Here is a 26,481-nt window from a genome sequence, read left to right as displayed (position 1 = left end):
CCAGCCGAAAAGGATGCCTGCCGGCGGCCGCATGGCCGTCATACCGGCAGGAATTTTCCGCGTCTCGGTTTGAAGCTGGTCGAAAACGCAGTCATTCCGGGGCGCGCATCAGCGCAAACCCCGGCTGACGATCAGGCTGCCCGCATGTTGTTGAGGAACGCGTCGATTTCCCCGCGCAGCAGGTCGGCCTCGCGGCGCAATGCGTCGGACGCGCCCAGCACCTCGGAGGCGGCGGCGCCGGCCTCGGCGGAGGCGGTGGAGACGCCGACGATGTTGCTGGAGACCTCGCTGGTGCCGCCGGCGGCATGCTGGATGTTGCGGGCGATCTCGCGGGTGGCGGCGCCTTGCTCCTCGACGGCGGCTGCGATCGTCGTGGTGACGTCGTTGATCTCGCCGATGATCCGGCCAATGCCCTGGATGGCGCCGACCGCCGTGGTCGTGATCTCCTGCATGCTGGCGATCTGGGTGCGGATCTCCTCCGTCGCCTTGGCGGTCTGGCTCGCGAGGCTCTTCACCTCGGAGGCGACCACCGCGAAGCCGCGGCCGGCCTCGCCCGCGCGCGCCGCCTCGATGGTGGCGTTGAGCGCGAGCAGATTGGTCTGCGAGGCGATGGTCTGGATCAGATCGACGACGACGCTGATGCGGCTCGCGCTGTCGGCCAGACTCTGCACTGTCGTATCGGTGGCGCCGGCCTCGTCGACCGCCTTCTTGGCGATCTCCGCCGAAGTGACCACCTGGCGGCTGATCTCGTTGATCGAGGACGACAATTGCTCGGTGCCGGCCGACACGGTCTGCACGTTGACCGAGGTCTCCTCCGCGGCGGAGGCGACCGCGTTCACCAGCGCGTTGGACTGGTCGGCGGTGGTCGACATGCTCTGCGCGGTCGACTGCATCGAATTGGCCGATTGCGCCAAATTGTCGAGCGCGGAGCGGACCGTGCTTTCGAACTCGGCGATCTTCGCCTCCATCCGCGCGGCACGCTCGGCCTTGGCGACGCGGTCCTTGTCCTGCTCGCCGGCGAGCGCCCGGGCCTCGATCATGCTGTCGCGGAATACGGTCAGCGTGTCATTCATCGCGCCGATCTCGTCATTGTGCTTGGAGCGCGCGATCTCGGTGTCGAGATCGCCGGCCGACAGCAGCTGCATGGCGCGATGAAGACCGCTGATGCGGCGCAGGATGTTGCGGCCGACATAGAGCCAGACGAACAGGGCCGAGCCGACCAGCATCAGGGCGCCCATCGCCAGCATCACCGTCGTCGCGAGCGAGATCTGCTGCCCTGCCTGGGCGGTCGAGGCGTTGGTCTCCTTCTGCACGCCGTCGACGAGCTGCTGCACGCTGATGCCGAGACCGACGTTGAGCTTGCGGGTCTCGTCCAGGATGGTCTGGCCGTAGTCGATGGAGTCGAGCTCCTTCTCACGCAGGTTGAACACGCCGGTCTTGCCGGTGCCGAGCGCGAGCAGCTTTTCCGCCGTCTCGCGCAGCATCTTGTTGCCCTGGTTGTCCGGCAACAGATCGAGGTTGGACCGCAGGCGCCCTTGCGCCGTCTTGAATTCCTTCTGAATGTCGTCGAGCTTGTCGCTCGTGTTCGCCGACAGCGCCGCGCTCATATTGGCAGCCGCAAGATTGCCGCTGGCGACGACGTTGCCGAGCTGGCCGACCGATTGTGCGGCGTCGGTGGCGTCTGCGGCGGACATGTCGGCCGAGCCGAGAATGGCGTTGACCCGGGTCTGCGCGTCCAGCATCGCCGGACTGGCGGCGCCGACGAACGCGCCCTGCGCGCTGCGCAGTGCGTCATACTGCTTGTCATGGAGCGCGGCGATATCCAGCCGTTCGCGGGCCGCCTTGGCCAGGCTCTGGGCCGCCTCGTTGATGCTCTTCATGGTCTCGCTGAGCCCGGAGACGATCGCCTTGTCGCCGCCGAGCTCGATGATCTCATTGAGCTTCTGCTGCGTCTGCTCCTGCAATTCCCTGAGCTTCTTGGTGCGCTCGTTCAGGGCATCCTCGCTCTGAGCTGCGAGCAGGGCAGGGCCCTGGGCCGCAAGGCTCGCGCTCAGGGCCGACAATTGCAGGCTGGCGGCCAGGCGCGGAATGTCCCGCCCGCTCAGTTCGGTCATGCGTCCGTTGAGATTCTGCAGCACTAGGCCGGCGCCGGCCGAGATCACGAGGCCCATGCCGGCGATCACCGCGAAGGCCGCGAACAAGCTCCCGCGCACGCCCCAAGTCGGCATTTTGAAGCGCGGCCGAAAACGGCCCAAACCCAAACGGATCGCCATCGAAAATTCCCCCAGCTCTATCTTATCTTTGTGGGCGGCAGTATCGGCGGTGCCGGTTAAAAAATCGCAATTGGCGCAAACGCTTGGGTTCGTTCCGCAGAGCGAAAAAAGAAGGGCCGGCGAGATCGCCGGCCCTGTTTCGCAGAAAGAACTTGGTAACCGCTCAGTAGCGCGCAACCGCCGGGCTGGCCCAGTTGAAGCGGTAGTTGACGCCCGCCTTGACGGTGTGGTCGTCGGTGGTGAAGTTGCCGGTACCGGCCAGCGGGCCCGCGACGAAGCGCGCGTCGCCGAAATTGTAGTACTGGTACTCGGCCTTGGCCGACCAGTTCGGGGCGAACATGTATTCGAGACCGGCGCCGACGGTGTAGCCGTTGCGGTGATCGCCATCGATGATGAAGCCGGTCGGCACGCCGCCCACCGTCACCCTCTCGTTGTTGTCCGAATAGGCATAACCGCCCTTCACGTAGACGAGGCCCGGACCCCAGGTGTAGCCGACGCGGCCGGTGATCGAGCCGAGGCCGCGCTGGTCGTTGATATAGGCCACGCCGCCCGGGAACACCGCGCCAACGCTGCCGGACAGCCAGGAGTACTGGCCTTCGACGCCGACGACGAAGTTCGGATTGACCTGCCAGTCCGCGCCGACCTGCACGCCGCCGAGGAAGCGGCCATTGCCGTTGTTGCCCGTCGACAGGCCGCTGAAATTGTTGTCGCTGGAGAATGCGCCGCCGAGATGGGCGCCGAGATAGAAGCCCGTCCAGTTGTAGATCGGCGCGGCATAGGCCGGCGCGGGCGTCTTGTAATAGTTGCGGTTTCCGAGATCAGCGCCCACGGCGGGCGCAGCCGCGCCCACCACGAGCAGCGCAACGGTCGCAAACAGAATCTTCTTCATCGTCTTGAACTCCAGCACTCAATGTCCCCGGCAGGCGCGCTTTCCGCGCTGCGTTGGTTTTGCAGATAGCCCGCTTTTGACGAAAATGCTGTCACATCCGTGGCACAGCGGCACTCAACCTAACTTGTTGGGCCGCAAATGCTTTTCGTGCTTAATGACGGCTTAAGAAGTGGTGAAGAAAGGCTTAACCTCACCCATCTCGGGTAACTTGCGCGCCGCTCTTGTTAACCAAGACGCCGCAGCGCCTCATCGCGCATCTGCGCGCGAAAGGCGGCGCGCTTCGCCGGCCGGTCTTGCTCGCGCACGTCGTGGCGATCGAAGATGTCGAACTTCTCCAGGATCGGATAGCGCTCGCTCGCCATTGCGAGCACGCGCAGCACCTTGGTCGCCGCTGGCGTCGGGCCGCTCACCTCCCAGCGCCGGATGGTGTCGGCGCCGCCCTTCTCGGGCAATCCGCACAGCTTGGCCATGTCGGCTGCGGTAAGCTTGCGATCGAGCGCGTCGGAGAGGTCGTTGCGAAGTTGCTTCAGTTCGGCGCCGGTCATGCTGCTTGGGGTCCAGGGAAGTCACTGAGCGCAATGCACTAGCGCTGATTCGGGTCCATCCGAAGGCGGCGTGCTCGCGCGCCCTTCGTTCCGGCACCTTCGTCCGCGCACGGAGTTATGAATGGAGGCCCATGGAAATTATCCCGACGAATGAACACTTGGCATATCGGGGTGCGAACCGGGCGAAAGGATCTGCCATGAAAACCATCAAACTCGCCATCGCCGCGCTCGTCGCGACCGGAGTTCTTGCCGCGCCTTTCGCGGCTGAAGCGAAGAAGGTCAGGTCGACGAGCCGATCTTACAGCACGGGTGTGGTGGCGCCGACCTATGGCGGTGCCGGAGCGCCGGCCGCGCAGCCGCGCGCGTCCTATGGATCGTCCGGACAGACGGCCGGCACCGTCACGGCGCCATCGATCGGCACCTACAATTGGCCCTCGGTCGGCGTGACCAACTCGGTTCCCACCTGGAGCAATACCACGAGGTAGAGAGCGTCAGCGTCCACCGCTCGCCGACCCCGAGAGCAGATAGAGCGCGATCAACAACGTCGCGACCGACAGCATCGTCGTGATCGAGACGGTCGCTGCAACCAGTCTCTCCTCGACCTTGTGCTCGTGCGCGAGGACATACACGGTTTTTGCCGTCGGCACGGCCGCGCAGACGACGGCGGCGACCGTGTAGAGAGGCGCGAGGCTCAGAACCACACAGAGCCCGTAGACGATCAGCGGCATGACCACCAGCTTCACGGCCGCGAGCGCAAACGAGGCCTTCAAACTGGATCGCAGGCCGTCGACGGACAGACCGAGTCCGATGGCGAATAGCGCGCAGGGCGTGAGCGCAGCGGCAATCATGTTCAGATAGACGACGACCGGCGGTGGAATCGGCAAGCCGGTAATCGCCCATACCAGACCGACGAGCGTCGACAGCACCATCGGATTGAGCAGGATCTGCTTCGCCAACCCTGCCGAATGCGCGGGACCGCGCGCGTCCCACTCCAGCAGGATCACCGTGATCGGAAACATCACGGCGGCCACGAACACCGTCGCCACTGCGGCGGGCAACACGGCGGGCTGACCGTAGATCGCGTGCAGGATCGGCAGCGCGACGAAGCCGGTGTTGGTCATCGCCGCCGCCATGCCATGGATGGTGCTGCTGGCAAGATCACGCTTTCCGCCGGCGCGGACTGCCAGGAAGACCAGCACGAAGCAGATCAGCGAACCGCCGCCGAATGCGAGCAGGAAGCGCCATTCCAGCAGATTACGTGCCGGCTCCTGGGCGATGGTGACGATCAGCAGCGCCGGCATCGCCACGTTGTAGGCGAAATGCACCAAGGCGTCGGCCAGCGCGCGCGAGAGATAGCCCAGCTCGCCCGCGAGCCAGCCCGTGACGATGATCGCGAACACGGGAAGAACGAGGCTGGCGACCTCCATCCGGCTTTCCCCTCTGCCAAGCAGCTGAATGCAATACTAGCTTGGAGAAGTGCCGCCGTCACGATTCACGCGATCGTGCCCTCCGGTGAGCAGCCCTTGACGCCCTTCGGACCTCAGATGCCCCTGCGGGCCTGCTGCCCGATCACGCAGCGCCACCCCGCCAAGCGCTCGGCCGGATGCTGGTTCATCCATTCGGCGAGCTGGGGCGCGCCCATCAGGCACGATTGCAGCGAGACGTCGGCGAAGTCCGACGTGGTGACGATCTGCTCGTGACAATTTCCCGGAGCCGAGAGACTGCACAGCACGGCGATGATCTTGATCACGCCAGATTTCCTACGTCGCCGCCGGTCGCGCTACCGATCGCCTTCTGCTGCGGGCTTCCTGCTGAATCAGCCGACGGGAAGATGCTGTCATAGATCGCGCGTGCCTCCTGGATGAGACGAATGCGCTCGCGCTCGGACTTCGAGACAAACTGAATAACCTGGCCCATGTCGGCTCCAATTAATCGCAACATCCATCATCAGATGATGGAAATCATTTCATTCGGATGTGGGGTGCCGACCTTGCGTTCGCTGCCGTCCGGTCGGTCACGAGGGATAAAATGCCCGTGATTGTTTCGTTCCTACAGCGGAGCCGGATACCGGAACGAAACCCGTCTCATGCCGCCGGTGCTCGTTCCTTTCGTCCCGGCACTGCCGCGAGCAACTCGCGCGTGTAGGCATGCTCGGGCGCGGCAAAGAGTTGCGCGGTGGGCTTCAGCTCCACGATGGCGCCGCGTTGCATCACTGCTATCCGATCACAGATCTGTGCGGCGACGCGCAAGTCGTGGGTGATGAACAGCATCGAGAGGCCGAGCCGCGCCTTGAGATCTTCGAGCAGATTCAACACTTGCGCTTGCACGGAGACGTCGAGTGCGGAGACGGCCTCGTCCGCGACGATGATCTCGGGTTCGAGCGCGAGCGCGCGCGCAATGCCGATGCGCTGGCGTTGGCCACCGGAGAATTCGTGCGGATAGCGTTCGAGCGCGCCGGCGTCCAGGCCGACCATCCTGAGGAGATCGCGGGCGCGGTCGAATGCAACCCGCGGATCGGTGCCGGCCGCGATCGGCCCGTCGGCGATGATGTGACCGATCTTGCGACGCGGATTGAGCGAGGCGAACGGATCCTGAAAGATCATCTGGATGCGATGGCGCTCGGCGCGCAGCGCCTTGCCGGACAGCGAGGTGAGGTCGGTCTCGCCGATCCGCACCGTGCCGCGATCGGCCTCGATCAACCGCATCACGAGGCGCGCGACCGACGATTTGCCGGAGCCGGATTCGCCGACGAGGCCGAGCGTCTCGCCCTTGAGGATGTTGAAATTGACCGCGCGCGCCGCATCGACGCGGCGGTCCTCGCGAAACCAGCCGCCTGAGGTGACATAAGTCTTGTCCAGCCCGATCACCTCGACCGCCCGCGCCTGGTCATCCAGCGGCGTGCGGACGGGCGGATCCATCGACGGCACGGCGGCGAGCAGGGCCTTGGTGTAGTCGTGCTGCGGCCCGCTGAATATGGTCGCCGCCGGGCCTTCCTCGACCACCTTGCCATGCCGGAGCACCACGACCTGGTCCGCGATGTCGGCGACCACGCCAAAGTCGTGGGTGATGAACATCACCGCCATGTTGCGGTTGCGCTGGAGATTGCGGATCAGCTTCAGGATCTGCGCCTGCGTGGTGACGTCGAGCGCGGTGGTCGGCTCGTCCGCGACCAGCACGGCCGGCTCGAGCGCCAGCGCCATCGCGATCATGGCGCGCTGGCGCTGGCCGCCGGAGAGCTGGTGCGGATAGGCACGCACGATGCGCTCGGGGTCGGGCAGGCCGACCTCGCGCGCCAAGGCGAGCGCTTTCGCGCGCCGCTCCTTCGGCGTCAGCAGGCCGTGCGCCTCGAACATCTCCGCCATCTGATCGCCGATCCGCATCAACGGATTGAGCGCGGTCATCGGCTCCTGGAAGATCATCGCGAGCCGGCGGCCGCGCAGGTCGCGCCAGCCGTCGTCGTCGAGCTTGAGGAGGTCGCGGCCCTCGAACTGTATCTCGCCTGATGTGACCGACACCGTGTCCGGCAGCAGGCCCATCAACGCATGCGCGCACATCGACTTGCCGGAGCCGGACTCGCCGACCACGCAGACGATCTTCCCGGGCCGCAAATCGAGCGAGACCCCGTCGACGGCGAACGGACGCTCGGCGCCCTTGGGCAGCGCGATCCTCAGGTTCCTGATCGAGACGGCGGGCGGAGCGGTCATCATCAACGGCCCTCCCGCGACAGGCGCGGATTGAGCGCGTCGTTGAGGCCTTCGCCGATCAGATTGAGGCCGAGCACCGAGATCAGGATGGCGACGCCGGGAAACACAGTGATCCACCAGGCCTGCCGGATCACCGTGCGGCCGGCGCCGACCATGTAGCCCCAGGAGATCAGATTGGGATCGCCGAGGCCGAGGAATGACAGCGAGGATTCCAGCAGGATTGCGGTCGCCACCATCAACGAGGCCAGCACGATCACCGGCGACAGTGCGTTCGGCAGGATCTCGCGCAGGATGATCCAGCTGTTGCTCTGGCCGGTAACCACCGCGGCCTGGACATATTCGCGCGTGCGCAGCGACAGCACCTCGCCGCGCACGAGGCGCGCCACCGGCGGCCAGCTCACCAAGGCGATCGAGGCCACGATCGAATAGATCGACGGCTGAAGGATTGCGACCAGGACGATCGCCAGCGCGAAGCTCGGAATGGTCTGGAAGAATTCGGTGAAGCGCATCAAGGCGTCGTCGACCTTGCCGCCGAAATAGCCGGCCATCGCCCCGATCGGCACGCCGACGACCAGCGCGACCAGCGTCGAGACCAGGCCGACCAGCAGCGAGACGCGTGCGCCGAAGATCATGCCGGCAAAGACGTCGCGGCCGAGCGCGTCGGTGCCGAGTGGCACGGTCGACAGCGTGAACGGCGGCAGGAACGGCCGCTGCACCATGCGCCAGGGCGAGTTCGGGAAGAACATCGGTCCGAACAAGGCGACCGCGATCGCGAGGAACAGGATGACGAGCCCGATGACGCCGCTCGGGCTCTTCAGCATCGATTTCCAGAACTGTTTCATGAGGCGAATTCGATGCGCGGATCGACCAGGCGATAGACGAGGTCGGTGATGAGGTTGAAGATCAGCACCATGGCGGAGCAGATCACGAAGACGCCGAGCAGCAGATTGTAGTCGCGTTGGAGCAGCGCGTCGTACATCAGGCGGCCGATCCCGGGCCAGGCGAACACGGTCTCGGTGATGACGGCACCGCCGATCAAGGTGCCGGAATGCACGCCGGCGAGCGTCACCACAGGCAGCAGCGCATTGCGCAGCACGTGGCGGCGCTGGATCACAGCATCCGAGAGACCCTTGGCGCGCGCCGTCTTGACGAAATCGAGCCGCTTCACCTCCAGCATCGAGGCGCGCGTCATGCGGGTATAAGTCGCCATGAAGAACAGGCCGAGCGTCATCGCCGGCATGATCAGGTGCTTTGCGACGTCGACCGCGTGGGCGAAGCCGGTGAGATTGGCGCCGACGGTCTCGTAGCCGAAGCTCGGCAGCCAATCCATGGTGACCGAGAACAGCAGGATGCCCATCAGCGCCACCCAGAAGATCGGCATGGCGTAAAAGATCAGCGCGAACACGGTGATGGCGGTGTCGAGGAAGGTTCCGGCAAAGCGCGCGGCGAAGCTGCCGAAGAGAATGCCGAGCATGAGCGAGATCGCAAACGCGGTCAGCGTCAGCAGCAGCGTCGCCGGCAGCCGTTCGCCGATCAGCTTTGCGACCGGCGCCTGCTGTCGGAAAGAGAAACCGAGGTCGAGGCTGACGACGCCCTTGACGTAGATGAAAAGCTGCTCCGGCAGCGGCTTGTCGAGGCCGAACTTTTCCCGGAGTTGCTTGACGAAGACCTGGTCGCTGGCGCCGGCCTCGCCCGCCATCACGATCGCGGGGTCGCCGGGCGCAAGCCGGATCAGGAAGAAATTGAGAACGACGATCGCGAGCAGGACGATCACGCCCTTCACGACACGCTGAGCGACGAAGGAGAGCATCTAGTGCGTCATATCTTGTGGCGTGAACTCGAGCCGGGGTGACGGTGAGCTCCCTCTCCCCGCAAGCGGGGAAAGGGAAAGGAGCACCCCCATCACTTGTCGAGCCATGCGTCCTTGAAGCCGTCATTGACCCCGATGCCCGTGGTGATCAGGTTCTTGACCTTGCACCGCGTGATCGTCGGGAATTGCAGCTCCAGCATCCAGGCCACCGGCACGTCCTCGACCAGGATCTTCTGCGCCTTCTCGTAGATCTCCTTGCGCTTGGAGTCCGGCGTCGCAACCGCGCCGTCGGCGAACAGCTTGTCGATCTCCGGGTTGGAATAGCCCTCGACGTTGTTGAAGACCTGTCCCTTCGCGATGTTGCTGGAGATGTAGTTGCGGCCGACGCCGAGCGCGGGATCGCCATACTGGTAGAGATAGGTGAAGGCGATGTCGTAGTCCCAGTCGCCGATCTTCTGGTTGCCGCCGGCAACGTCGGTGGCGATCGTCTCGATGTTGATGCCGACGTCCTGCAGGTTCTGCTTCACGGCCTCGCCCCAGCGTTGCCAGGTCTCGCCATAAGCGAGCGGCAGCAGGCGGATCTTCTCGCCCTTGTAGCCGGCTTCCTTCAGCAGCGCCTTGGCCTTGGCCGGGTCGTATGGGTATTTCTTCACGTCGTCGGTGTAGTATTTGATGGTCGAGGCCGACGGGCCGGTCGCGACCTTGCCGAGCCCGTTCCAGATCACGTCCTTGGCGAAGTCGCGATCGATCGCATACATGATCGCCTGCCGCACCCGCTTGTCGGCGAGCGGTCCCTGACGGTTGTTGAGCCACAGCCAAGCCAGCGGCGAGAAGAACTCCCAGCCGGCGCCGGTAACGCAGGTGTCCTTCAGCTTGGACAGGCGCGGCACGTCGAAATTCTCGACCGAGCCGCCGGGCAGCACGTCGACCTTGCCTGTCTCGAACGCCACCGAGCGCGCCGCGGCGTCGGGAATGATCTGCCAGTAGATCTCGTCGATATAGGGCTTGCCCTTCTCGTAATAGTTCGGGTTCTTGACCAGGCGGATGAACGAGCCCTTCTGCCATTCCCTGAACATGAAGGGGCCGGTGCCGATGGGCGCGTTGTTGTAGGGGTTGGTCTTCCAGTCGGTGCCTTCATAGAGATGCTTCGGCACCATCGGCATCGAGCCGACCTCGAAGATGCCGAGGAACGGGCCGAACGGCTGCTTCAGGGTGAAGACCACCGTATGGTCGTCGGGTGCCTCGATCTTGTCGACCTGCGCCAGGTTGGTGCGGGCGCGGGCATGCGTCTGCTTCAGCATCTCGATCGAGAACAGCACGTCGGCGGCCGTGAATGGCTTGCCGTCATGCCAGGTCACGCCCTTCCTGAGCTTGAAGCTGTAGGTTTTGGCGTCCTCGCTCACGCTCCAGCTCTCGGCAAGCTCAGGCAGAGGCTCGAGCTTGGGGCTGTAGCGCAAGAGCCCCTCGAAGATATTGCCCGACACCATCTGGGTCGGGCCGTTCTGGACCTGCGCAAGCATCAGGCCGGGCGGCTCGGGCTGGATCACGGCATTGATCACGCCTCCCGTTTTCGGCTCTTGCGCCAGTGCGGGCACCGTGAGGCCGCAAGCCAGGAGGAGACCAAGCAACACTCGTTTTGGCATGTCGTATCTTTCCCAAGCGAGACCAGCCGTAGACGCTTCGCAACGCTCGCGCGCAAAAGCGACGGCAGGCCCATCCCATTCCCCATCCAATGTCGAGGCTCACACAGTCCCGTTCGGCGCCGCAAGATGAAAGTCTCGACAGCGTTCGCACAAAAAATGTACAGCGCGTCCTATTTTGATGAATCGGCTCTTATCGCCGGGGCGGTCGTCGGGTCGGTCGTTGGCCGACATGGAGCCGCGACTAGCGACACAGCGTCGCGGCAAGCCGGCGGTGGTGCATTTGCGCGGCAAGCGCGCGACGTAGCTGGGCTTTCGGCGGTCTACCGCAGGCCCGCCCGGCGGAATCCTTCCAGATAGTGCTCGCGGTCAGCGTCATTGGCCCACGGCAATTGCGTCGCGATCCAGTGCAGCGAGATGCCGGGCTGGGTGCGGCGGAGCTCGCCCAGCGCCATCTCCGCCAGCATCCCGTCTCCGGTCATGCCGGCGGAGACCGCGAGCACGCGATAGGCGCCGGTGAGGTCGCCGCGGTGGCGGATGGCCTCGCGCGCCAGCGCGATCGCCTCGTCATAGTGCCGCTCGGTGAAGCGCGCATAGGCGGCGATGCCGTGATAGATCGCGAGCGAGGGATCGCGCGGCGAGAGCCGGATGGCCTTCTGCGCTGCCTCGAATGACTCCTTCGTGCGTCCGGCATAGGACAAGGCCAGCGCGTAATAGCCCTGCGCCAGCGAGAAGTTTGGATTGAGCGCGAGCGCCTGCTCGAACTCGGACAGTGCGTCGGGCAGCCTGCGGGTCGAGAAGCAGACGCTGCCGAGCGCGGCATGCGCCCAGGCGTCCTCATGGTCGCAGCGAACGGCCGCGAGCGCGGCGGCTTCCGCGGCCGGTGCCACCGCGGCAAGCTCGGCCCAGCCGAGATGCACGCCGAACATGTGGTTCGCTGCCAGCACCGAGAGGGCCTGGCCATAATTCGGGTCGATCCCGATGGCGCGCTCAAGCAACGCCCGGGCGGCCTCGTGATCCCCACGCGTTACGCGCCAGTAATGCGACAACGCCCGCATCAGCAGGTCCCATGCATCGAGGCTCGCCGGCGGCTTGCGCTTCGCGCGGAAATCCTCCGCAGCAAGGATCTGCGGCTCGATGGCTGCGACGATCGCGTTGGTGATCTCGTCCTGCACGGCGAAGACGTCGACCAAGTCGCGGTCATAACGTTCGGCCCAGAGATGGCTCCCTGACGCAGCGTCGTTGAGCTGGGCGGTGATACGCACCCGGTTTCCCGCCTTGCGAACGCTGCCTTCGACGATGTAGCGGACGCCGAGTTCCTCGGCGACCTGCCTGATGTGGACCGCGCGTCCCTTGTAGGTGAAAGACGAATTGCGGGCGATCACCATAAACCAGCGCTGTTTCGACAGCGCGGTCAGGATGTCCTCGCTGATTCCGTCGCCGAAATAATCCTGCTCGGGATCGCCGCTCATGTTCTCGAAGGCGAGCACTGCGACAGCCGGGCGGTCCGCCGCCGTGCGCGGCCGGGCAGGAGCCGATTCAGCCTGCGCAGGCGAAGCTGCCGGGTTTTCGCGGATGTCTTCACGGATGTCCCCGACGAAACGAAAACCCTTGCGCGGGATGGTCTTGATCAGCCGCTGGGTCACGCCGTCGTCACCGATCGCCTTGCGCGCGGCGTTGATCCGGCTGTTGAGTGCGGAGTCCGAGACGATGCGGTCGCTCCAGATCTGGCTGATCAGGTCATCCTTGCTGACCACTCGCGCGCGTTGCGCGACCAGATAGAGCAACAGATCGAACACTTGCGGCTGCAGCGGCACGGCCGCCCCGTCGCGCGTGAGCTCCCGCAAGTCGCCGTCGAGCACGTTGTTTTCAAAGCGAAATCGCACGTTCTTGTCGTCTCAAGCTAAAATCAAAGGCGTCTCAGGCGAAAATAAACCGTCCGCGAAAGTCTTGTCCCCGTCGCGGGTGCAGGGTGCGCCGACCAATGGATTGCCGCTGCTTTTGCACAACGGAGCTTTTCATGTCCCAGATTGAGCACCAAGTTCATTCGATCGGCCCGGAGGTTGCGGGCTCACGCATTTTCAAGTTCATCGCCTTTCTGTACGGAATTGCGGCATATGTCGTGTTTTTCGTGACCATTCTCTACGCTATCGGCTTCGTCATGGGGCTGGTGGTGCCGAAGACCATCGACACGGGAACCGCGACGCCGCCGTTTGAAGCTATCATCGTCAATCTCCTGCTGATGGCGCTGTTTGCGATCCAGCACAGCGTGATGGCGCGCCAGGGCTTCAAGGCGTGGTGGACGCAGTTCGTCCCGAGGCCTGTCGAGCGCAGCACCTATGTGTTGCTGGCGAGCCTGTCATTGCTCCTCCTGTTCTGGCAGTGGCGTCCGCTGCCGGCGGTCATATGGGAGGTCCAGAACCCCGATCTCGCCGTGACGGTGGTCACGCTGGCCTTTGCGGGCTGGGTGCTGGTGTTCACCTCGACCTTCATCATCAACCATTTCGAGTTGTTCGGCCTGCATCAGGTGACCAATCATCTCGTCGGCAAGGAGGCGGAGGCGCCGCGCTTCAAGACGCCGCTACTCTACAAATTCGTGCGCCATCCGATCTATCTCGGCTTCATCATCGCGTTCTGGGCGGCACCGGTCATGACCGCAGGCCATCTGCTGTTCGCCGTCGTGACCACGCTCTACATCTTCGTCGGCATCGCGCTGGAGGAACGCGACCTCGTCGCTCTCTTCGGCGACGAGTACCGGCAGTACAAGCAGCGGGTGTCGATGCTTATCCCCTGGCGCAGAACGGTATAGTCTTCGCCTCGCGCCCCGCGTCGATCGCAAGCAGACGCGTGGGCGCCCGACGTCCGATATCGATCCTGCATCAACGGAGAACCCAATGAAACATGTCGGAAACTGCTTCTGCGGCGCGGTCACCGTCGAGGTCACTGGCGCGCCGGAGGCGATGGGCTATTGCCATTGCCGCTCCTGCCGCTCATGGTCGGGCGGGCCGGTGAACGCCTTCAGCCTCTGGAAGCCCGAGGCCGTGCGTATCACCGAAGGCGCCCAGAATGTCGAGACCTTCGCCAAGACGCCGCTGAGCCAGCGCAAGTTCTGCAAGAAGTGCGGCGGTCATCTCATGACCAACCATCCGCCGCTCGGTCTGGTGGACGTCTTCACCGCCACCATTCCCACGCTCGCATTCACGCCCGGCGTCCACGTCAACTACGCCGAGACGGTGCTGCCGATGCGCGACGGCCTGCCCAAGCTGAAGGATTTCCCCGCAGAGTTCGGCGGCAGCGGCGAGATGATGCAGGAGTAGGGCACGGCTCTTTCCTACCGCATCCCCGCGCGCCGCAATCCCTCCAGATAGTGCGCGCGGTCCTCGTCTCGCAGCATCGGCAGCTCGCGGGTGATCCAGGCGAGCGAAATGCCGGGTTGGGCGCGGCGCAGGCCTTCCAGGGCGGACGCGGCAAGCGCCGAATTTCCCGACATGCCGGCGGCGGCCGTCAGCACGCGATGCGCGCCGACGAAATCGCCGCGTTGCCGGAGCGATTCGCGCGCCATCTGCATGGCGCCTTCGTAGTCGCGGCCGACGAAGCGGGCATAGGCCGCAACGCCACAATAGATCGCCGCGAGCGGATCGCGTGGACTGAGTCGCAGCGCTCGGCGCGCGGCAGCATCGCCGTCCTGCCAGCGTCCCGCATAGCACAGCGTCACGCCATAGAAGGCGTGCGCCATCGCGAAATTCGGATTGAGGCTCAGGGCCAGCTCGAACTCCGCCAGTGCATCCTCGAAACGGCGGCGGAACAGATAGGTATAGGCGAGACCGTGATGGGCCCAGGCATCGTCGCGATCGGCCTCCACCGCGGCCAGTGCCGCGCGTTCGGCGATCGGGATGGTCGCGGGCATGTCGGCCCAGCCCATATGGGCGCCGAAGATATGGCTGGTTGCGAGCAGGCCGAGCGCCTTGCCATAGCTGGGATCGATCGCGACGGCCTGTTCGAGCAGCCGTTGCGCGGCGGCATTGTCCTCGCGCGTGCTGCGCCAGTGATGCGACAAGGCGCGCATCACGAGGTCCCAGGCGTCCAGGCTGCCCGGCGGCTTGCGTTGGGCGCGAAAGCTCTCGGCGGCATAAAGCTGCGGCTCGATCGCGGCGACGATCGCCTCCGTGATCTCGTCCTGCACGGCGAAGATGTCGGCGAGCTCGCGATCGTAGCGCTCGGCCCAGAGATGGCTGCCGGTCGAGACGTCGTTGAGCTGGGCCGAGATGCGCAGCCGCTCACCGCTGCGTCGCACGCTGCCTTCGACCACGTAGCGCACGCCGAGCTCGCGCGCGACCTCGTGGAGGTGCACGGCGCGGCCCTTGTAGACGAAGGAGGAATTGCGCGCGACGACGAAGAACCAGCGCAGCTTCGACAGCGCGGTGATGATGTCCTCGCTGATGCCGTCGGAGAAATAGTCCTGCTCGCGGTCGCCGCTCATATTGGTGAAGGGCAGCACCGCGATCGCGGGCCGGTCAGGCAGGGCGAGCGTGGTCTGCGGCGTCTGCGCCGCAAGGCCGGGTTCCGGCGCGACCGCCCCGCGCTTTGCCTCGACGTCGCCGACAAAGCGAAAGCCCTTGCGCGCGATGGTGCGGATTAACGCCTGGTTGGCCCCGTTGTCGCCGATCGCCTTGCGCGCCGCGTTGATCCGGCTGGTCAGCGTGGATTCCGACACGCTGCGGCCGTGCCAGATCTTGTCGATCAGCTCATCCTTGCTGACCACCCGGTCGCGATTTTCCATGAGATGGACGACCAGATCGAAAACCTGCGGTTCCACGGCAATGGGAACCTGCTCGCGGCTCAGCTCGCGCCGGTCGGTGTCGAGAAGATGGTCCTGGAACATAAACTGCACGTCGAAAACTCTGGGCTCAGAAAGACAGCAGGCAATGACAAAATTCAAATGGACTTCGACTCGAAGTATGTAAGTCCGCCGAACGGTCAATCCGGTTCACCACGATTGCGTGATCGAGGTCACGCTGTTGGGACGGGAAGAGGGCCTCAAACAAGGTGGCTTTGGGCTCTGTCTGGTCTTCCGGGCCTGCTTCGGCGCCCCCGGAATGACCGGGGAATGCCTTTGTGCATTGCCGAACAGCGCGGCCTGCGTAAGCTGCCTTCAAGCGCACACATCAACCACGAAGAAACGCCATGCCCGCTTTTCCCGCCTCCACCACCGTGATCGACTCCATGCTTTTCCGCGACGCCTTCGGCACGCCCGAGATGCGGGAGGTGTTCTCCGATGTCGCGCTGGTGGCACGCTATGCCGAGGTCGAGGTGGCGCTGGCGAAGGCGGAGGCCAGATGCGGCGTGATCCCGCAGGACGCCGCCGACCGGATCGCGGCGCGGACCAATGTCGCCACGCTCGATTTCGAGCTGTTGCGGCAGGAGACCGACATCGTCGGCTATCCGATTCTGCCCCTGGTGCATCAGATGGTGAAGCAATGCGGCGAGGCCGGCCGCTATGTGCACTGGGGTGCGACCACGCAGGACATCATGGACACCGCCGTGGTCCTGCAGCTGCGTGCCGCGCTCGCGATCGTCGAAAGGGACATTGCCGAGCTCCGCCGCATTCTGGCCGATCTGTCGAAGCGATACCGCGACACGCCGATGGCGGGCCGCACCCATCTCCAGCAGGCGCTGCCGGTGACGTTTGGCTACAAGACCGCGATCTGGCTCGCGATGTTCGATCGCCATGCCGAGCGTCTGGCGCAATTGAAGCCACGCGTCCTGGTCGGTCAGTTTGCGGGCGCCGCCGGCACGCTGGCCTCGCTCGGCGACAAGGGATTCGAGGTGCAGGAGGCTCTGTGCGCCGAATTGAAGCTCGGCGTTCCCGCCTCGACCTGGCACGTCGCGCGCGACGGCTTTGCCGAGGCCGTGAACTTCCTGGCGCTCGTCACCGGTTCGCTCGGCAAGATCGCGCTCGATATCATGATCATGGCCTCGACCGAGTTCGCGGAAGTCTATGAGCCCTTCGTCAAAGGCCGCGGCGCCTCTTCGACCATGCCGCAGAAGCGCAACCCGATCTCCTCCGAATTGATGCTCGCGGCGTCCAAGGCGGTGCGCCAGCACGCAGGCCTGATGCTCGATGCCATGGTGCAGGATTTCGAGCGCGCCACCGGTCCCTGGCACGCCGAATGGATGGCGATCCCCGAAAGCTTCGTGCTGACGGCCGGCGCGCTGCACCAGGCGAAGTTCGCACTCGCGGGCCTCGTCGTGGACGAGGCGAAGATGAACGACAATCTCGCCGTCAGCCGCGGCCTGATCGTTGCGGAAGCGGTCATGATGGGGTTGGCGCCGCAGATCGGGCGGCAGGAAGCGCATGACGTGGTCTATGACGCCTGCCGGCTCGCCAATGACAAAGGCTTGAGCCTGGCGGATGCGCTCGCCTCCGACTCCCGCGTCTTGAGCCGCATCGACCGCGTCGCAATCGAGGCGCTCACCTCACCGAAAAATTACCTCGGCCTTGCGCCCGCCATGGTCGACCGGGTGCTGAAATCGGCAACGCGTTGAAAACCAATATGCGCGAAACTGCGTATCTTGTCGGTCTCGCAAGGTGCTCGCGCACTTGCGCCTCGCGATGCTAGACTTAGATTGAACGAGAGACTTCCGGCAGAGGGACCCGCATGACCGATCACCGCAATTCCGCTACTCCCATCGATCCCGCAAAACTCGACCGGCTGGCCGAGGTGGCGGTGAAGGTGGGCCTGGGCTTGCGGCCGGGACAGGATCTGCTTCTGACGGCGCCTGCGATCGCGCTGCCGCTGGTGCGGCGGATCGCCGTGCACGCCTACAAGGCCGGCGCCGGCATCGTGACGCCGATCCTGTCGGACGAGGAGATGACGCTGGCGCGCTACCGTCACGGCCACGATGACAGCTTCGACCGTGCCGCCGGTTGGCTGTACGAGGGCATGGCCAAGGCCTTTTCGGACAACACCGCACGGCTCGCCATCGTCGGCGACAACCCGATGCTGTTGTCCGGCGAGGATCCTTCCAAGGTGGCGCGCGCCAGCAAGGCCAATTCCATGGCCTATCAGCCGGCGCTCGAGAAAATCGTCAATTTCGACACCAACTGGAATATCATCGCCTATCCGAGCCCGTCCTGGGCCAAGCAGGTGTTTCCGAACGAGCCGGAAGACGTCGCGATCGGCAAGCTCGCGGACGCGATCTTCGCGGCGTCCCGGGTCGACCGCGAAGATGCGATGGCCAATTGGGCGAGCCACAATGCGGTGCTGCGCGAGCGCACCAACTGGCTCAACGGCCAGCGTTTTCGCGCGTTGCAATATTCGGGACCCGGCACCGATCTCACCATCGGTCTTGCCGACGGCCACGAATGGGAGGGCGGCGCCTCGCTCTCCAAGAATGGCATCAGCTGCAACGCCAACATCCCGACCGAAGAGGTCTTCACCACGCCGCATTGCCGCCGGGTCTACGGTCACGTCGTGAGCTCGAAGCCGCTGTCCTACCAGGGCACGTTGATCGACAACATCGCGGTGCGCTTCGAGGACGGCAAGATCGTCGACGCAAAGGCGTCGCGTGGTTCGGAGGTGCTGAACAAAGTGCTCGACACCGACGAGGGCGCGCGCCGCCTCGGCGAGGTGGCGCTGGTGCCGCATTCCTCACCGATCTCGCAGAGCGGGTTGTTGTTCTACAACACCCTGTTCGACGAGAACGCGGCCTCGCACATCGCGCTCGGCCAGTGCTACTCGAAATGCTTCGTCAACGGCGCGCAGCTCACGCCGCAGCAGATCGCCGCGCAGGGCGGCAACCAGAGCCTGATCCACATCGACTGGATGATCGGTTCGGCCGAGACCGACATCGACGGCATTCTCGCCGACGGCAGCAAGGTGCCGGTGTTCCGCAAGGGCGAGTGGGTGAAGTAGCGCGTACCTCCCTTCTGAGGAGGTGAACGCGGCGCGACATATTCCGTGGCCCATTCACCGGCCATTAGTCTTGCGCCGGTCCTTGAAGAACTCCCGCGCGCATCCCGCGCCGGAGCAACACGAGCGCGCCGCCGGAGTGACGACCAGACTCTGGAGCGTAGAGGCATGGGCTCCGTCCGTGCCTTCGCGCATTTTGTCGCACCCGGGAAAAAGACCGGGCATGTACGCGGATTTGCAAGGGAATTGCGACGTTAACCGTGAGCACGTGTCGCTTCCGACCGATTCTCGAAGTCGATGTAAGAAAGAATTAAAAACGGATGACTAGCGTCCCAATATCTTTCGAAACAATCCCGGCCCGGCTCGGCCGCAAATATCATTTCCCGAGGAAGCAGATGTCGCGCGCATTGATTGAAGTCGGTAGTTCCAATGTCGATCTCGAACTTCGGCCGATCGAGCCGTCCTGGGTCATCGAGGGTAATCCGGTCTCGCGCTCGCGCGTCCTGTCGACCAGCGCCGACGGCACCGCCCAGACCATCATCTGGCAATGCACCGAAGGGCGCTTCAACTGGTACTACGATATCGACGAGACGATCATGATCATGGAAGGATCGATCGTGCTCGAAAGCGACGGCATGCCGCCGAAGCGCTACGGCCCCGGAGACGTCATCTTCTTCCGCGACGGCGCGCATGCCAAATGGCATGTCGAAGGCCACGTCAAGAAGATCGCGTTCTGCCGCAAGACCAATCCCGTGATGATCGGTTTCCTGATCCGCGTCGTCAACAAGCTCAAGAAGATCTTCGCCTTCGGTGGCGAGCGCCGTCCGGCCTCGCTGATGGGCGCGGGCTAGAGCTCTCAACGTTTCAAGGACGCTTCCCAGCGGCTACGACGGAAGAGGGGTCGGGATAACATCCCGGCCCCTCTTCTCGTCATGACGGCAGTTCGAGCCGATAGACGTCGATCGCAGTCTGCGAGAACAGCGCGGTCTTCTCGGCCTCGCTCAGAGGCGATGCGATGCGCTTGAAGGCGTTGAAGATCACCTGGTAGCTGCACTGGCCCTTGTCCGGCGGGAAGTTGCTCTCAAACATCGCGCGCTTGGTGCCGAATGCCTCGATGCAGGTTTCGACATAGGGCCGCCAGGCGGCAGCGAGTTCCTCTGAGGATGGCGGCCTCTCGCGCAAATGGAAGTCATAGCCGAGCAGGCACATGGCGAGCCCGCCGAGCTTCACCACCACGTTCTCGCATTTGGCGATGTCCTGGATCGAGGCGCGCCATTGCGCAAACACCTCCTCGCGCCGTCCTGCGAAGCGGCCGACGCCGGCGGGGCCGCCGCAATGGTCGAGCACGATCCTGGTGTCGGGGAAGGCGCGGGCCAGTTCTGTCAGTTCGCCGATCTGCGGGTGGAACAGCCAGGCGTCGAAGCTGAGGTTGAGCGGCGCGAGGCACGCAAAGCCCTTGCGGAAGGCCGGATCCCGCAACAATCCCTTCGGCCTGTTCGCATACATGCCGGCGACGACGGGGTCCTCGTCCCAGGCCGAGGAATGCCTGATGCCGCGGAAGCGGCCATTGCCGGCCGCGATCTCCGCTTCCAGCACCGGCTTGGCGGCGTCGCCCAGCAGCAGATTGGCGTGGCTGACGATGCCGGCGCAGATCGCGGCCTTGCCGTAAGCACCGCTCGCGCTCATCGCGGCGACGCCGTTGGCGAACTCGACCTCTCCCACGGGCCGGAACGCCTCCGGCCCGTGCGCGCGGTACATCGAGCGGCAATCGACATAGACGGTGGCAATGACGTTATGGCCGGTCGCGATATCGGCCGCCATCTCCTCGATCAGATAGCGGTGCCCGCGATTCCAGAGATGGTGATGAGGATCGACGATCGGCCGTGACGGATCGATGATCTCCTCCTGGTGCAGCGCGAGCCAGTCCTCGCGCGGCTCGACAAACAGCCCGCTCGTATTGGCGGGCAACCCGCTTGCAGCCATCGACGTTCGCTCCCTCATTGTTTTTGTGTGGGGAGCCTAGCACCTCACGTCGTCATGCAGCAGCGCGCGCCGTGCAACCGCACCCGTCATCGCGAGCACAGCGACGCTGTCGTCAGCCCTTGCGCCGCTTTGCCCTCACATCGACCATCAGCCGCCAGTCCGCGGCCGTCGCAGGCTTGATCTCCCCAAGCCAATGGAAGGAATCGCCGGTGATCTCCGTAAAGCTCCAGCGCGTCAGTTCGCCCGTCTCGGTCGTGCCTTCCTGCACGATGTCATCGCCCCGCGGACGGCCGATCTGCTGGCGGAACAGGCTCCGGCCGGGATCGAACCAGGAAATCCGCCACGCGGCGATGGTGGGGTCATAGACCCGCAACGTCGTGCCGTACCAATTGCCGGCGATCGGAAAGGCCGGCGTGCCCGCGGGCCGGGGGATAATCCAGACGTCCTGCACGGCGCGTCCCTGCAGCACCCAGCCGAAATGGATCTCGCCGGGCGCCGTGTGCCTCGTTCCATCGGGGCCGTGAGCGGTGATCTCGGCATCCCAGTCCCCGACGAAGCGGCCATACAATTGGAGCGCCGCTGCATGCTCTGGGTTTGGTCCGTCCGCGTGCAGCAATCTGGCAAAGTCCACCATGGTGATCTCCTCTTGCGGTGAGATCAGCACGAGCGGGCTTCGGCAGACTTGGAAAAAATTGCGTCTCAGACCCCGTCAAGGATGATCACGGTGGGCTGCGACGGCAGCGCATCCCGCGACATCCGGAACGAGCGCTCCGAGCGGCGGTCGATCTCGAAGTCCTGTCCGATCCGGCGCATGAAATCGTCGAGCGGCGTGGCGAAGCGATGCATCGGCAGCACCACGGAGGCGCGCAGCCGCTTGGTGATCTCGGAGATGCCGCCCAGCGACATGGTGTAGGTGCCGTCGATCGGCACCATCACGATGTCGAGCCGCCCGATCTGGGCGAAATGGCTGTCGTCCAGCTTGTGGTGGAGATGGCCGAGATGCCCGATGCAGAGGCCGGCGACCTCGAAGATGAAGATCGAGTTGCCGTCACGGATCATGTCGCTACCGGCATCGTCGCCGAAATAGCGGCGGATGTCGGTGGTGACGTTGCGGATGATGGTGTCGCTGACGCGGGTCGACACGATGGCCGGCTTGCCGTCCTCGCTCCAGCCATGCAGCACATGGGGAATGCGCTTGTCCGGGAATAGTGTGTAATGGGTGCTGTGGGCCCGGTTCATGGTGACGACGTCGGGGAGCCGGCCGACCTGATAGGCGCCGCTATAGTCGGTGGCGATGCGCAGGCCGCCGGGCGTGTCGATGAAATAGGTGGAATGGCCGGCATAGGTGATCTCGACCCCGGGGGCCGCGGCGGCCTGCCGGAACGCGACTGGCATCGCGCGGGGCGCCGCGTTCGCCATCGCCAGGCATTCGCTGCGCTGTGGTGGCTGCTGGGCGAGAACAGGTGCGGCCAGCGAGCCGAGAAACGTAAAAGCCGTCAGCAGGAGTCGAAACATGAAAACCGTCCGCCGCTCATCAACGACCTGCTGAGTGTATCGACGAATTATCCTTGCGTCATGTGCCGCCGGCCAACCGCGCCAATCCGCCGCTTGCCTCGACCAGTTTCACGGCCCTTTTGTCGAAAGAAACGAAGGTATCGGCTCCAAGCCAATTGCCCTCATGAGCGATGACACCATCGGCGAAATCACCCCCGGCATCGAGGAACGCCAATCCGGCCTCGACCGCGGGCCGGTCAACAACCGTATTGGAGGCATTGATCAAGTGCCGGATCGAAGCCGAGATATTGGCAGCCGAAGTCTTGTAGCCTCGAGAGAGAACCCAGGTCAGCTCGCACAATGCGGGGATCGAAATAGCTATGAGATCTGCCTTCTTGAGAAGGGCTTCGGCCACCTTGCTCTGTTCGGCATGATCTCCGACCAGAACCCGCACCAGGACATTGGTGTCAGGTGTTATCTTCATCGCTTACCGGCCCAGCCATCAGCAATGACTTCGTTCATTTCCTCGATCGACAGTGATCGATCGTTCGTTTTTCCTTTCAGGAAGCCGAAGGCATCCGAAATCTTTCCGGTCGGCCGAGCGGCCTTCACCTCAACTCGTCCCCCTGGAAGTTTTTCTATCGAGATCTTGTCGCCCGGATGTACACCGAGGTGTTCCAGGAGATCCTTCCGGAGCGTGACCTGTCCCTTTGCCGTGACAGTAAGGATACTCATCGGAGCCTCAATTCTTGCTGCCTACAAGTAAGGCAATTTAGCCTTACTTTCAAGGGCGAGACGGGTACCACACCCGCTTTCTAGTCCCGCTTTGGGCTGAACTTCCACGTCATTGCGACGAGACCGGCCGTGATCAGGCCGCTGACGAGGCCGGCGATGGGCAGGGCCAGCAGCAGCGCGGCGGTGGCCGCCCAGCCGATCGAGGAGAAGGCCTCGGCAAAGGTCGCCAGCCGCGAGGAGGTCTGGCGGCGGCGGAATTGGCTGCGCCGGGCCTGCACCCGGAACCAGAGCTGGATCGCGGTGGCGGAGGCCGCGCTGACGATTACCGCGCCGGCGCTGATCGCCGCCTGGAATGGTGAGGCGAAGGCCAGCGCCGCCACCAGCGGGCAGAAGATCACGGCGATCGCGATCAGCACCACCTCGATCTTGGCGCGGGTGACGCTGGATGGCGTCAGCGGTGCGGTGGCGACGAGGTCGGGGGCGTCCTCGCCCGAGATCGTGAGCCAGGCCAGCCCGCCGGCGAGCTGTCCGGCCGCCATCACGATCACCGGTGTGATCAGCGTCAGTGCCGCGGAGCTCTCGGCGAAATTGCGCCAGAGCAGCAGCGCCGGCGGCACGAGGTAGAGCAGCTGCATCAGCGTCTGCGAGATCAGCCAGGGATCGCGCCACAGCAGCATGAACTCCTTGCGCCGCAATGCCTGCTGCCGCGATCCGCCGCGGAACGGGCGCTCCTTGGTACGCACGCGGCCGGATGCGCCATAGGCCGCCGCATCGATGGCGGTGTCGGCAAAGCGGCCGGACAAGATCGCCATGACGCTTCCGAGCAGCACCAGGCCGAGCGCCAGCAGCAGCAGCAACGCCTCGCTGTCGCCGAGGGCCGCGCGCGCCGGCCACCACCAGATGCTGTCGACGTCGGGCGCGTAGGCTTCGAGGCTGCCCGAGGTCAGGATGGTGAAGCGCGACAGCGTGCCGTAGGACATGATCGCGGCGACCTGGAGCGCGATCACGAAGCCGGCGCCGATGATCGCGGCGAGGATCTGGGCGATGAGACGGGTCCGCGCCGGGCCGATCAGCCGGAACAGCAGGATGGTGATGGCGATCGAGATCGCTGCGGCCGACAGGCCCATCGCGACCACGACGCCGAAGGCGCTGAGCCAGCGCGCGCCGCCGCCGATCACCAGCACGTCGATGAACGGCGTCGAGAACAACAGCGCCATCACCGTGACGGTGAGCGCGATCGCGGCGATGCGCACCGAGAACAAATTGGCCAGCCTCGCCGGCGAGGACATGATGAGGTCGAGATCGGCGCGGGCGTAGAACACCCGTGTCACCGATTCGATCGCCTGCGACAGCATCAAGGTCCAGGCCAGGAAGATCATCGCCGAGATCACGATCAGCGAGGATTTGTCGAGCGGCAGCTGCAGGTCGGCGAAACGACCGATCACGGCCCAGGCCGGCAGGTGCAGCAGCGCGGCGAAGCAGAGCAGGCCGATCACCGCAGCGCGCGTGCGTTTGCGCCGGCCTCCCGTCATCATGGCGAACCATTCGCGCCAGGCGAGCCGGAGCTCGTGGCGGGCGAACCAGGACAGTGCGGTCGCCGAGCTCATGCGGCGTCCGGAAGCGTCACCAGCGCAATGAAGAGATCCTCGAGGCTGGTATCGGCATGGCCGTTTTGCCGGCGCAGCTCGTCGAGCGTGCCTTCGGCGACCAGCTGGCCCGATGCGATCACGCCGATGCGGTCGGCCATGCGCTCGGCGACCTCGAGAATATGCGTGGTCATGATGACCGTGCAGCCGGCGCGGACGCGCGCGCCGAGCAGGCCCTTCACATGACGGGCGGAGACGGCATCGAGGCCGGTCAGCGGCTCGTCGAGGATGATGAGGCGGGGATCGTGCACCAGTGCGCCGGCGAGCGCCACCTTCTGGCGCATGCCCTTGGAAAAGCCCTCACAGCGCTCGTGCCGGTGCGGCGCGAGGCCGAGCGAACAGAGCAGCTCCTGCGCCACCGGCTCCGAGGCCGAGGGTGCGATGCCCCAGAGGCCGGCGACGAATTCGAGATATTCGAGCGGTGTCAGCTTGTCATAGATCATCGGCTCGTCGGATACCCACGCCATCACCTGCTTGGCGGCAACGGGGTTCTGGAGCGCATCGATGCCGAAGATCGAGACGCTGCCGGCATCCGGTCTGAGCAGGCCCGCAACCATGCGCAAGCTGGTGGTCTTGCCGGCACCGTTGGGGCCGACCAGCGCATAGAACTCGCCGGCATGAATCGTGAGATCGAGGCCGTCGACCGCCAAGCGGTCAAAACGCTTGGTTAACCCTCGGACTTCCAGCGCTGAGCTGTCCGGCTTCATGACGGCCATACCATCCGGTTTTGCATCGCCCGCGACCATGGCGTGAAGATGTTTCGGCACCGTGAATCTACGGTCGACTAATTTCGTCATCCGGGATCGGCCAAAGGCAAGTCACCCTTTGTTGACAGCGCATTGCGGTTCAGGCTGAATTGGTCTCGGGACAAATGGTGCTAACGCAGCGAAACGACTGCGTAGCGACTGGACACAAGATGCAGCAAGCGGTCACGAAGAACCGACGGCTGCATCGGGAGGACGCGCGTCGATGCTGGATTTTGTTCAGCAGCTGGTCAGCGGTGTTGCGCTCGGCTGCGTTTACGGCCTGATCGCGCTTGGCTTCGTGCTCGTCTACAAGGCCACCGAGGTCGTCAACTTCGCCCAGGGCGATCTGATGATGCTCGGCGGCTTCTTCGCATTCACCTTCATCGGCATGATGGGCCTGAACTACTGGATCGGCTTCGCCGGTGCAGTGGCCGCCATGGCGCTGTTCGGCATGGTGGCGGAGCGGGTCGTGGTGCGGCCGATCCTCGGCTATCCCCAGTTCTCCATCATCATGGTCACCATCGGGCTCGGCTATTTCCTGCGCTCGATCGCCGGCATGATCTGGGGCACCGACGACCTCAAGATCGAGACGCCGTTCAGCCAGGGCGTGCTGCGGATGGGCTCGCTGGTGCTCGCCTATGACAAGCTCTCGGTGATTGCGGCGACGATGATCCTGTGCACGCTGTTGTGGCTGTTCTTCAACAAGACCACGCTCGGCACCGCGATGCGCGCCAGCTCCGAGAACATGCTCGCCGCCTATTACATGGGCATTCCGGTGAAGCGCGTGGTGTCGATCGTCTGGGCCATCAGCGCGGCGGTCGCGACCTGCGCCGGCGTGCTGCTGGCGCCGATCACCTTCATCCATTCCAATGTCGGCCTCGTCCTCGGCCTGAAGGCGTTCCCGGCCGCGGTGCTCGGCGGCTTCGGCTCGATCCCGGGCGCCGTCGTCGGCGGCGTGCTGATCGGCGTGATCGAGAGCATGGCAGGCTTCTACCTGCCGGAGGGCTGGAAGGACGTTGCACCCTATCTCGTGCTGCTGGCCGTGCTGCTGTTGAAGCCCGAAGGCCTGTTCGGCCTCCACGTCCGCAAGAAGGTCTGAACGC

The 26,481-nt window shown here is 64.6% G+C and carries 26 protein-coding genes; 7 read left to right on the top strand and 19 right to left on the bottom strand.

Annotation, left to right across the window (positions count from 1 at the left end; all coding sequences use genetic code 11):
- Window positions 1–131: 131 nt before the first annotated feature.
- The 3 genes from BCCGELA001_RS33785 to BCCGELA001_RS33775 all read right to left on the bottom strand — a co-directional run bounded on the left by BCCGELA001_RS33785 (window position 132) and on the right by BCCGELA001_RS33775 (window position 3,707).
- Window positions 132–2,273 (bottom strand): methyl-accepting chemotaxis protein, encoded by a 2,142-nt coding sequence (locus BCCGELA001_RS33785; RefSeq protein WP_060737260.1) that lies wholly within the window; start codon window positions 2,271–2,273, stop codon window positions 132–134.
- 163 nt (window positions 2,274–2,436) lie between these two features.
- A complete protein-coding gene (locus BCCGELA001_RS33780; protein WP_060738002.1) occupies window positions 2,437–3,162 on the bottom strand; it encodes an outer membrane protein in 726 nt (241 codons plus the stop codon).
- Window positions 3,163–3,386: 224 nt separating this feature from the next.
- Window positions 3,387–3,707 (bottom strand): hypothetical protein, encoded by a 321-nt coding sequence (locus BCCGELA001_RS33775; RefSeq protein ID WP_008541320.1) that lies wholly within the window; start codon window positions 3,705–3,707, stop codon window positions 3,387–3,389.
- Between the two features lie 197 nt (window positions 3,708–3,904).
- On the opposite strand from BCCGELA001_RS33775, the gene BCCGELA001_RS33770 reads away from it, so the two are divergent.
- Window positions 3,905–4,192: a hypothetical protein gene (locus tag BCCGELA001_RS33770; protein ID WP_008541324.1), complete on the top strand. Its 288-nt coding sequence runs from the start codon at window positions 3,905–3,907 to the stop codon at window positions 4,190–4,192.
- A gap of 6 nt (window positions 4,193–4,198) precedes the next feature.
- Here the strand turns inward: BCCGELA001_RS33770 and BCCGELA001_RS33765 are convergent, their stop codons facing one another.
- From BCCGELA001_RS33765 to BCCGELA001_RS33735, 8 genes are all read right to left on the bottom strand, one after another.
- Complete coding sequence (locus tag BCCGELA001_RS33765) at window positions 4,199–5,134, bottom strand: AEC family transporter (protein ID WP_008541326.1); 936 nt, start codon at window positions 5,132–5,134, stop codon at window positions 4,199–4,201.
- A gap of 113 nt (window positions 5,135–5,247) precedes the next feature.
- The gene (locus BCCGELA001_RS33760; protein ID WP_008541328.1) at window positions 5,248–5,457 is read right to left on the bottom strand and encodes a hypothetical protein; all 210 of its coding nucleotides are present in this window, start codon (window positions 5,455–5,457) and stop codon (window positions 5,248–5,250) included.
- Window positions 5,454–5,624: a hypothetical protein gene (locus BCCGELA001_RS38560; RefSeq protein ID WP_008541330.1), complete on the bottom strand. Its 171-nt coding sequence runs from the start codon at window positions 5,622–5,624 to the stop codon at window positions 5,454–5,456. The genes BCCGELA001_RS33760 and BCCGELA001_RS38560 overlap by 4 nt, the downstream gene beginning before the upstream one ends.
- Window positions 5,625–5,791: 167 nt before the next feature.
- A complete protein-coding gene (locus BCCGELA001_RS33755; protein WP_060738001.1) occupies window positions 5,792–7,411 on the bottom strand; it encodes an ABC transporter ATP-binding protein in 1,620 nt (539 codons plus the stop codon).
- 2 nt (window positions 7,412–7,413) lie between these two features.
- On the bottom strand, window positions 7,414–8,253 hold the full coding sequence (locus tag BCCGELA001_RS33750; protein ID WP_008541336.1) for an ABC transporter permease: 840 nt from the start codon (window positions 8,251–8,253) through the stop codon (window positions 7,414–7,416).
- Complete coding sequence (locus BCCGELA001_RS33745; protein WP_008541337.1) at window positions 8,250–9,221, bottom strand: ABC transporter permease; 972 nt, start codon at window positions 9,219–9,221, stop codon at window positions 8,250–8,252. The genes BCCGELA001_RS33750 and BCCGELA001_RS33745 overlap by 4 nt, the downstream gene beginning before the upstream one ends.
- Window positions 9,222–9,313: 92 nt before the next feature.
- Window positions 9,314–10,864: an ABC transporter substrate-binding protein gene (locus tag BCCGELA001_RS33740; RefSeq protein WP_060737259.1), complete on the bottom strand. Its 1,551-nt coding sequence runs from the start codon at window positions 10,862–10,864 to the stop codon at window positions 9,314–9,316.
- Between the two features lie 320 nt (window positions 10,865–11,184).
- Window positions 11,185–12,747 (bottom strand): winged helix-turn-helix domain-containing tetratricopeptide repeat protein, encoded by a 1,563-nt coding sequence (locus BCCGELA001_RS33735; protein WP_008541345.1) that lies wholly within the window; start codon window positions 12,745–12,747, stop codon window positions 11,185–11,187.
- Between the two features lie 134 nt (window positions 12,748–12,881).
- Between BCCGELA001_RS33735 and mddA the strand changes: the two genes are divergently transcribed.
- Together mddA and BCCGELA001_RS33725 are read left to right on the top strand one after the other, a co-directional pair.
- Complete coding sequence (mddA, locus tag BCCGELA001_RS33730) at window positions 12,882–13,670, top strand: methanethiol S-methyltransferase (protein ID WP_008541347.1); 789 nt, start codon at window positions 12,882–12,884, stop codon at window positions 13,668–13,670.
- 85 nt (window positions 13,671–13,755) lie between these two features.
- Window positions 13,756–14,178 carry a GFA family protein gene (locus tag BCCGELA001_RS33725; RefSeq protein WP_008541349.1) on the top strand — a complete coding sequence of 141 codons (423 nt, stop codon included), beginning with the start codon at window positions 13,756–13,758 and terminating at the stop codon, window positions 14,176–14,178.
- 14 nt (window positions 14,179–14,192) lie between these two features.
- Here the strand turns inward: BCCGELA001_RS33725 and BCCGELA001_RS33720 are convergent, their stop codons facing one another.
- The gene (locus BCCGELA001_RS33720) at window positions 14,193–15,752 is read right to left on the bottom strand and encodes a winged helix-turn-helix domain-containing protein (RefSeq protein ID WP_060737258.1); all 1,560 of its coding nucleotides are present in this window, start codon (window positions 15,750–15,752) and stop codon (window positions 14,193–14,195) included.
- 293 nt (window positions 15,753–16,045) lie between these two features.
- Here BCCGELA001_RS33720 and pcaB point away from each other — a divergent pair, with 293 nt between their 5' ends.
- The 3 genes from pcaB (at window position 16,046) to BCCGELA001_RS33705 (ending at window position 19,625) form a co-directional block, all read left to right on the top strand.
- Complete coding sequence (gene pcaB, locus BCCGELA001_RS33715; RefSeq protein ID WP_060737257.1) at window positions 16,046–17,407, top strand: 3-carboxy-cis,cis-muconate cycloisomerase; 1,362 nt, start codon at window positions 16,046–16,048, stop codon at window positions 17,405–17,407.
- A gap of 113 nt (window positions 17,408–17,520) precedes the next feature.
- Window positions 17,521–18,777 carry an aminopeptidase gene (locus BCCGELA001_RS33710; RefSeq protein ID WP_008541353.1) on the top strand — a complete coding sequence of 419 codons (1,257 nt, stop codon included), beginning with the start codon at window positions 17,521–17,523 and terminating at the stop codon, window positions 18,775–18,777.
- 392 nt (window positions 18,778–19,169) lie between these two features.
- Window positions 19,170–19,625 carry a cupin domain-containing protein gene (locus BCCGELA001_RS33705; RefSeq protein ID WP_008541355.1) on the top strand — a complete coding sequence of 152 codons (456 nt, stop codon included), beginning with the start codon at window positions 19,170–19,172 and terminating at the stop codon, window positions 19,623–19,625.
- A 79-nt stretch (window positions 19,626–19,704) separates the two neighbouring features.
- Here BCCGELA001_RS33705 and BCCGELA001_RS33700 read toward each other — a convergent pair whose 3' ends face one another.
- The 7 genes from BCCGELA001_RS33700 to BCCGELA001_RS33670 form a co-directional block, all read right to left on the bottom strand.
- Window positions 19,705–20,757: an amidohydrolase family protein gene (locus BCCGELA001_RS33700; protein WP_008541356.1), complete on the bottom strand. Its 1,053-nt coding sequence runs from the start codon at window positions 20,755–20,757 to the stop codon at window positions 19,705–19,707.
- Window positions 20,758–20,869: 112 nt separating this feature from the next.
- Window positions 20,870–21,391, bottom strand: a complete 522-nt coding sequence (locus tag BCCGELA001_RS33695; RefSeq protein ID WP_060738000.1) for a hypothetical protein — start codon at window positions 21,389–21,391, stop codon at window positions 20,870–20,872.
- Between the two features lie 65 nt (window positions 21,392–21,456).
- Complete coding sequence (locus tag BCCGELA001_RS33690) at window positions 21,457–22,272, bottom strand: MBL fold metallo-hydrolase (RefSeq protein WP_060737256.1); 816 nt, start codon at window positions 22,270–22,272, stop codon at window positions 21,457–21,459.
- A 58-nt stretch (window positions 22,273–22,330) separates the two neighbouring features.
- Entirely contained in the window at window positions 22,331–22,735 is a 405-nt protein-coding gene (locus BCCGELA001_RS33685) for a type II toxin-antitoxin system VapC family toxin (protein ID WP_008541360.1), read from the bottom strand.
- Window positions 22,732–22,986 (bottom strand): AbrB/MazE/SpoVT family DNA-binding domain-containing protein, encoded by a 255-nt coding sequence (locus BCCGELA001_RS33680; protein ID WP_008541362.1) that lies wholly within the window; start codon window positions 22,984–22,986, stop codon window positions 22,732–22,734. The genes BCCGELA001_RS33685 and BCCGELA001_RS33680 overlap by 4 nt, the downstream gene beginning before the upstream one ends.
- 80 nt (window positions 22,987–23,066) lie before the next feature.
- The gene (locus tag BCCGELA001_RS33675; protein ID WP_060737255.1) at window positions 23,067–24,593 is read right to left on the bottom strand and encodes a hypothetical protein; all 1,527 of its coding nucleotides are present in this window, start codon (window positions 24,591–24,593) and stop codon (window positions 23,067–23,069) included.
- Complete coding sequence (locus BCCGELA001_RS33670; RefSeq protein WP_060737999.1) at window positions 24,590–25,339, bottom strand: ABC transporter ATP-binding protein; 750 nt, start codon at window positions 25,337–25,339, stop codon at window positions 24,590–24,592. Before BCCGELA001_RS33670 ends, BCCGELA001_RS33675 begins: the two co-directional genes overlap by 4 nt.
- A 262-nt stretch (window positions 25,340–25,601) precedes the next feature.
- Between BCCGELA001_RS33670 and BCCGELA001_RS33665 the strand changes: the two genes are divergently transcribed.
- A complete protein-coding gene (locus BCCGELA001_RS33665; protein ID WP_060737254.1) occupies window positions 25,602–26,477 on the top strand; it encodes a branched-chain amino acid ABC transporter permease in 876 nt (291 codons plus the stop codon).
- The last annotated feature ends 4 nt before the right edge of the window (window positions 26,478–26,481 follow it).

It is taken from the genome of Bradyrhizobium sp. CCGE-LA001, assembly GCF_000296215.2.
Classification (GTDB): Bacteria; Pseudomonadota; Alphaproteobacteria; order Rhizobiales; family Xanthobacteraceae; genus Bradyrhizobium.
The sequence above is the reverse complement of the archived record's forward strand: the minus strand, read 5'-3'. Positions and strand labels throughout refer to the sequence as shown.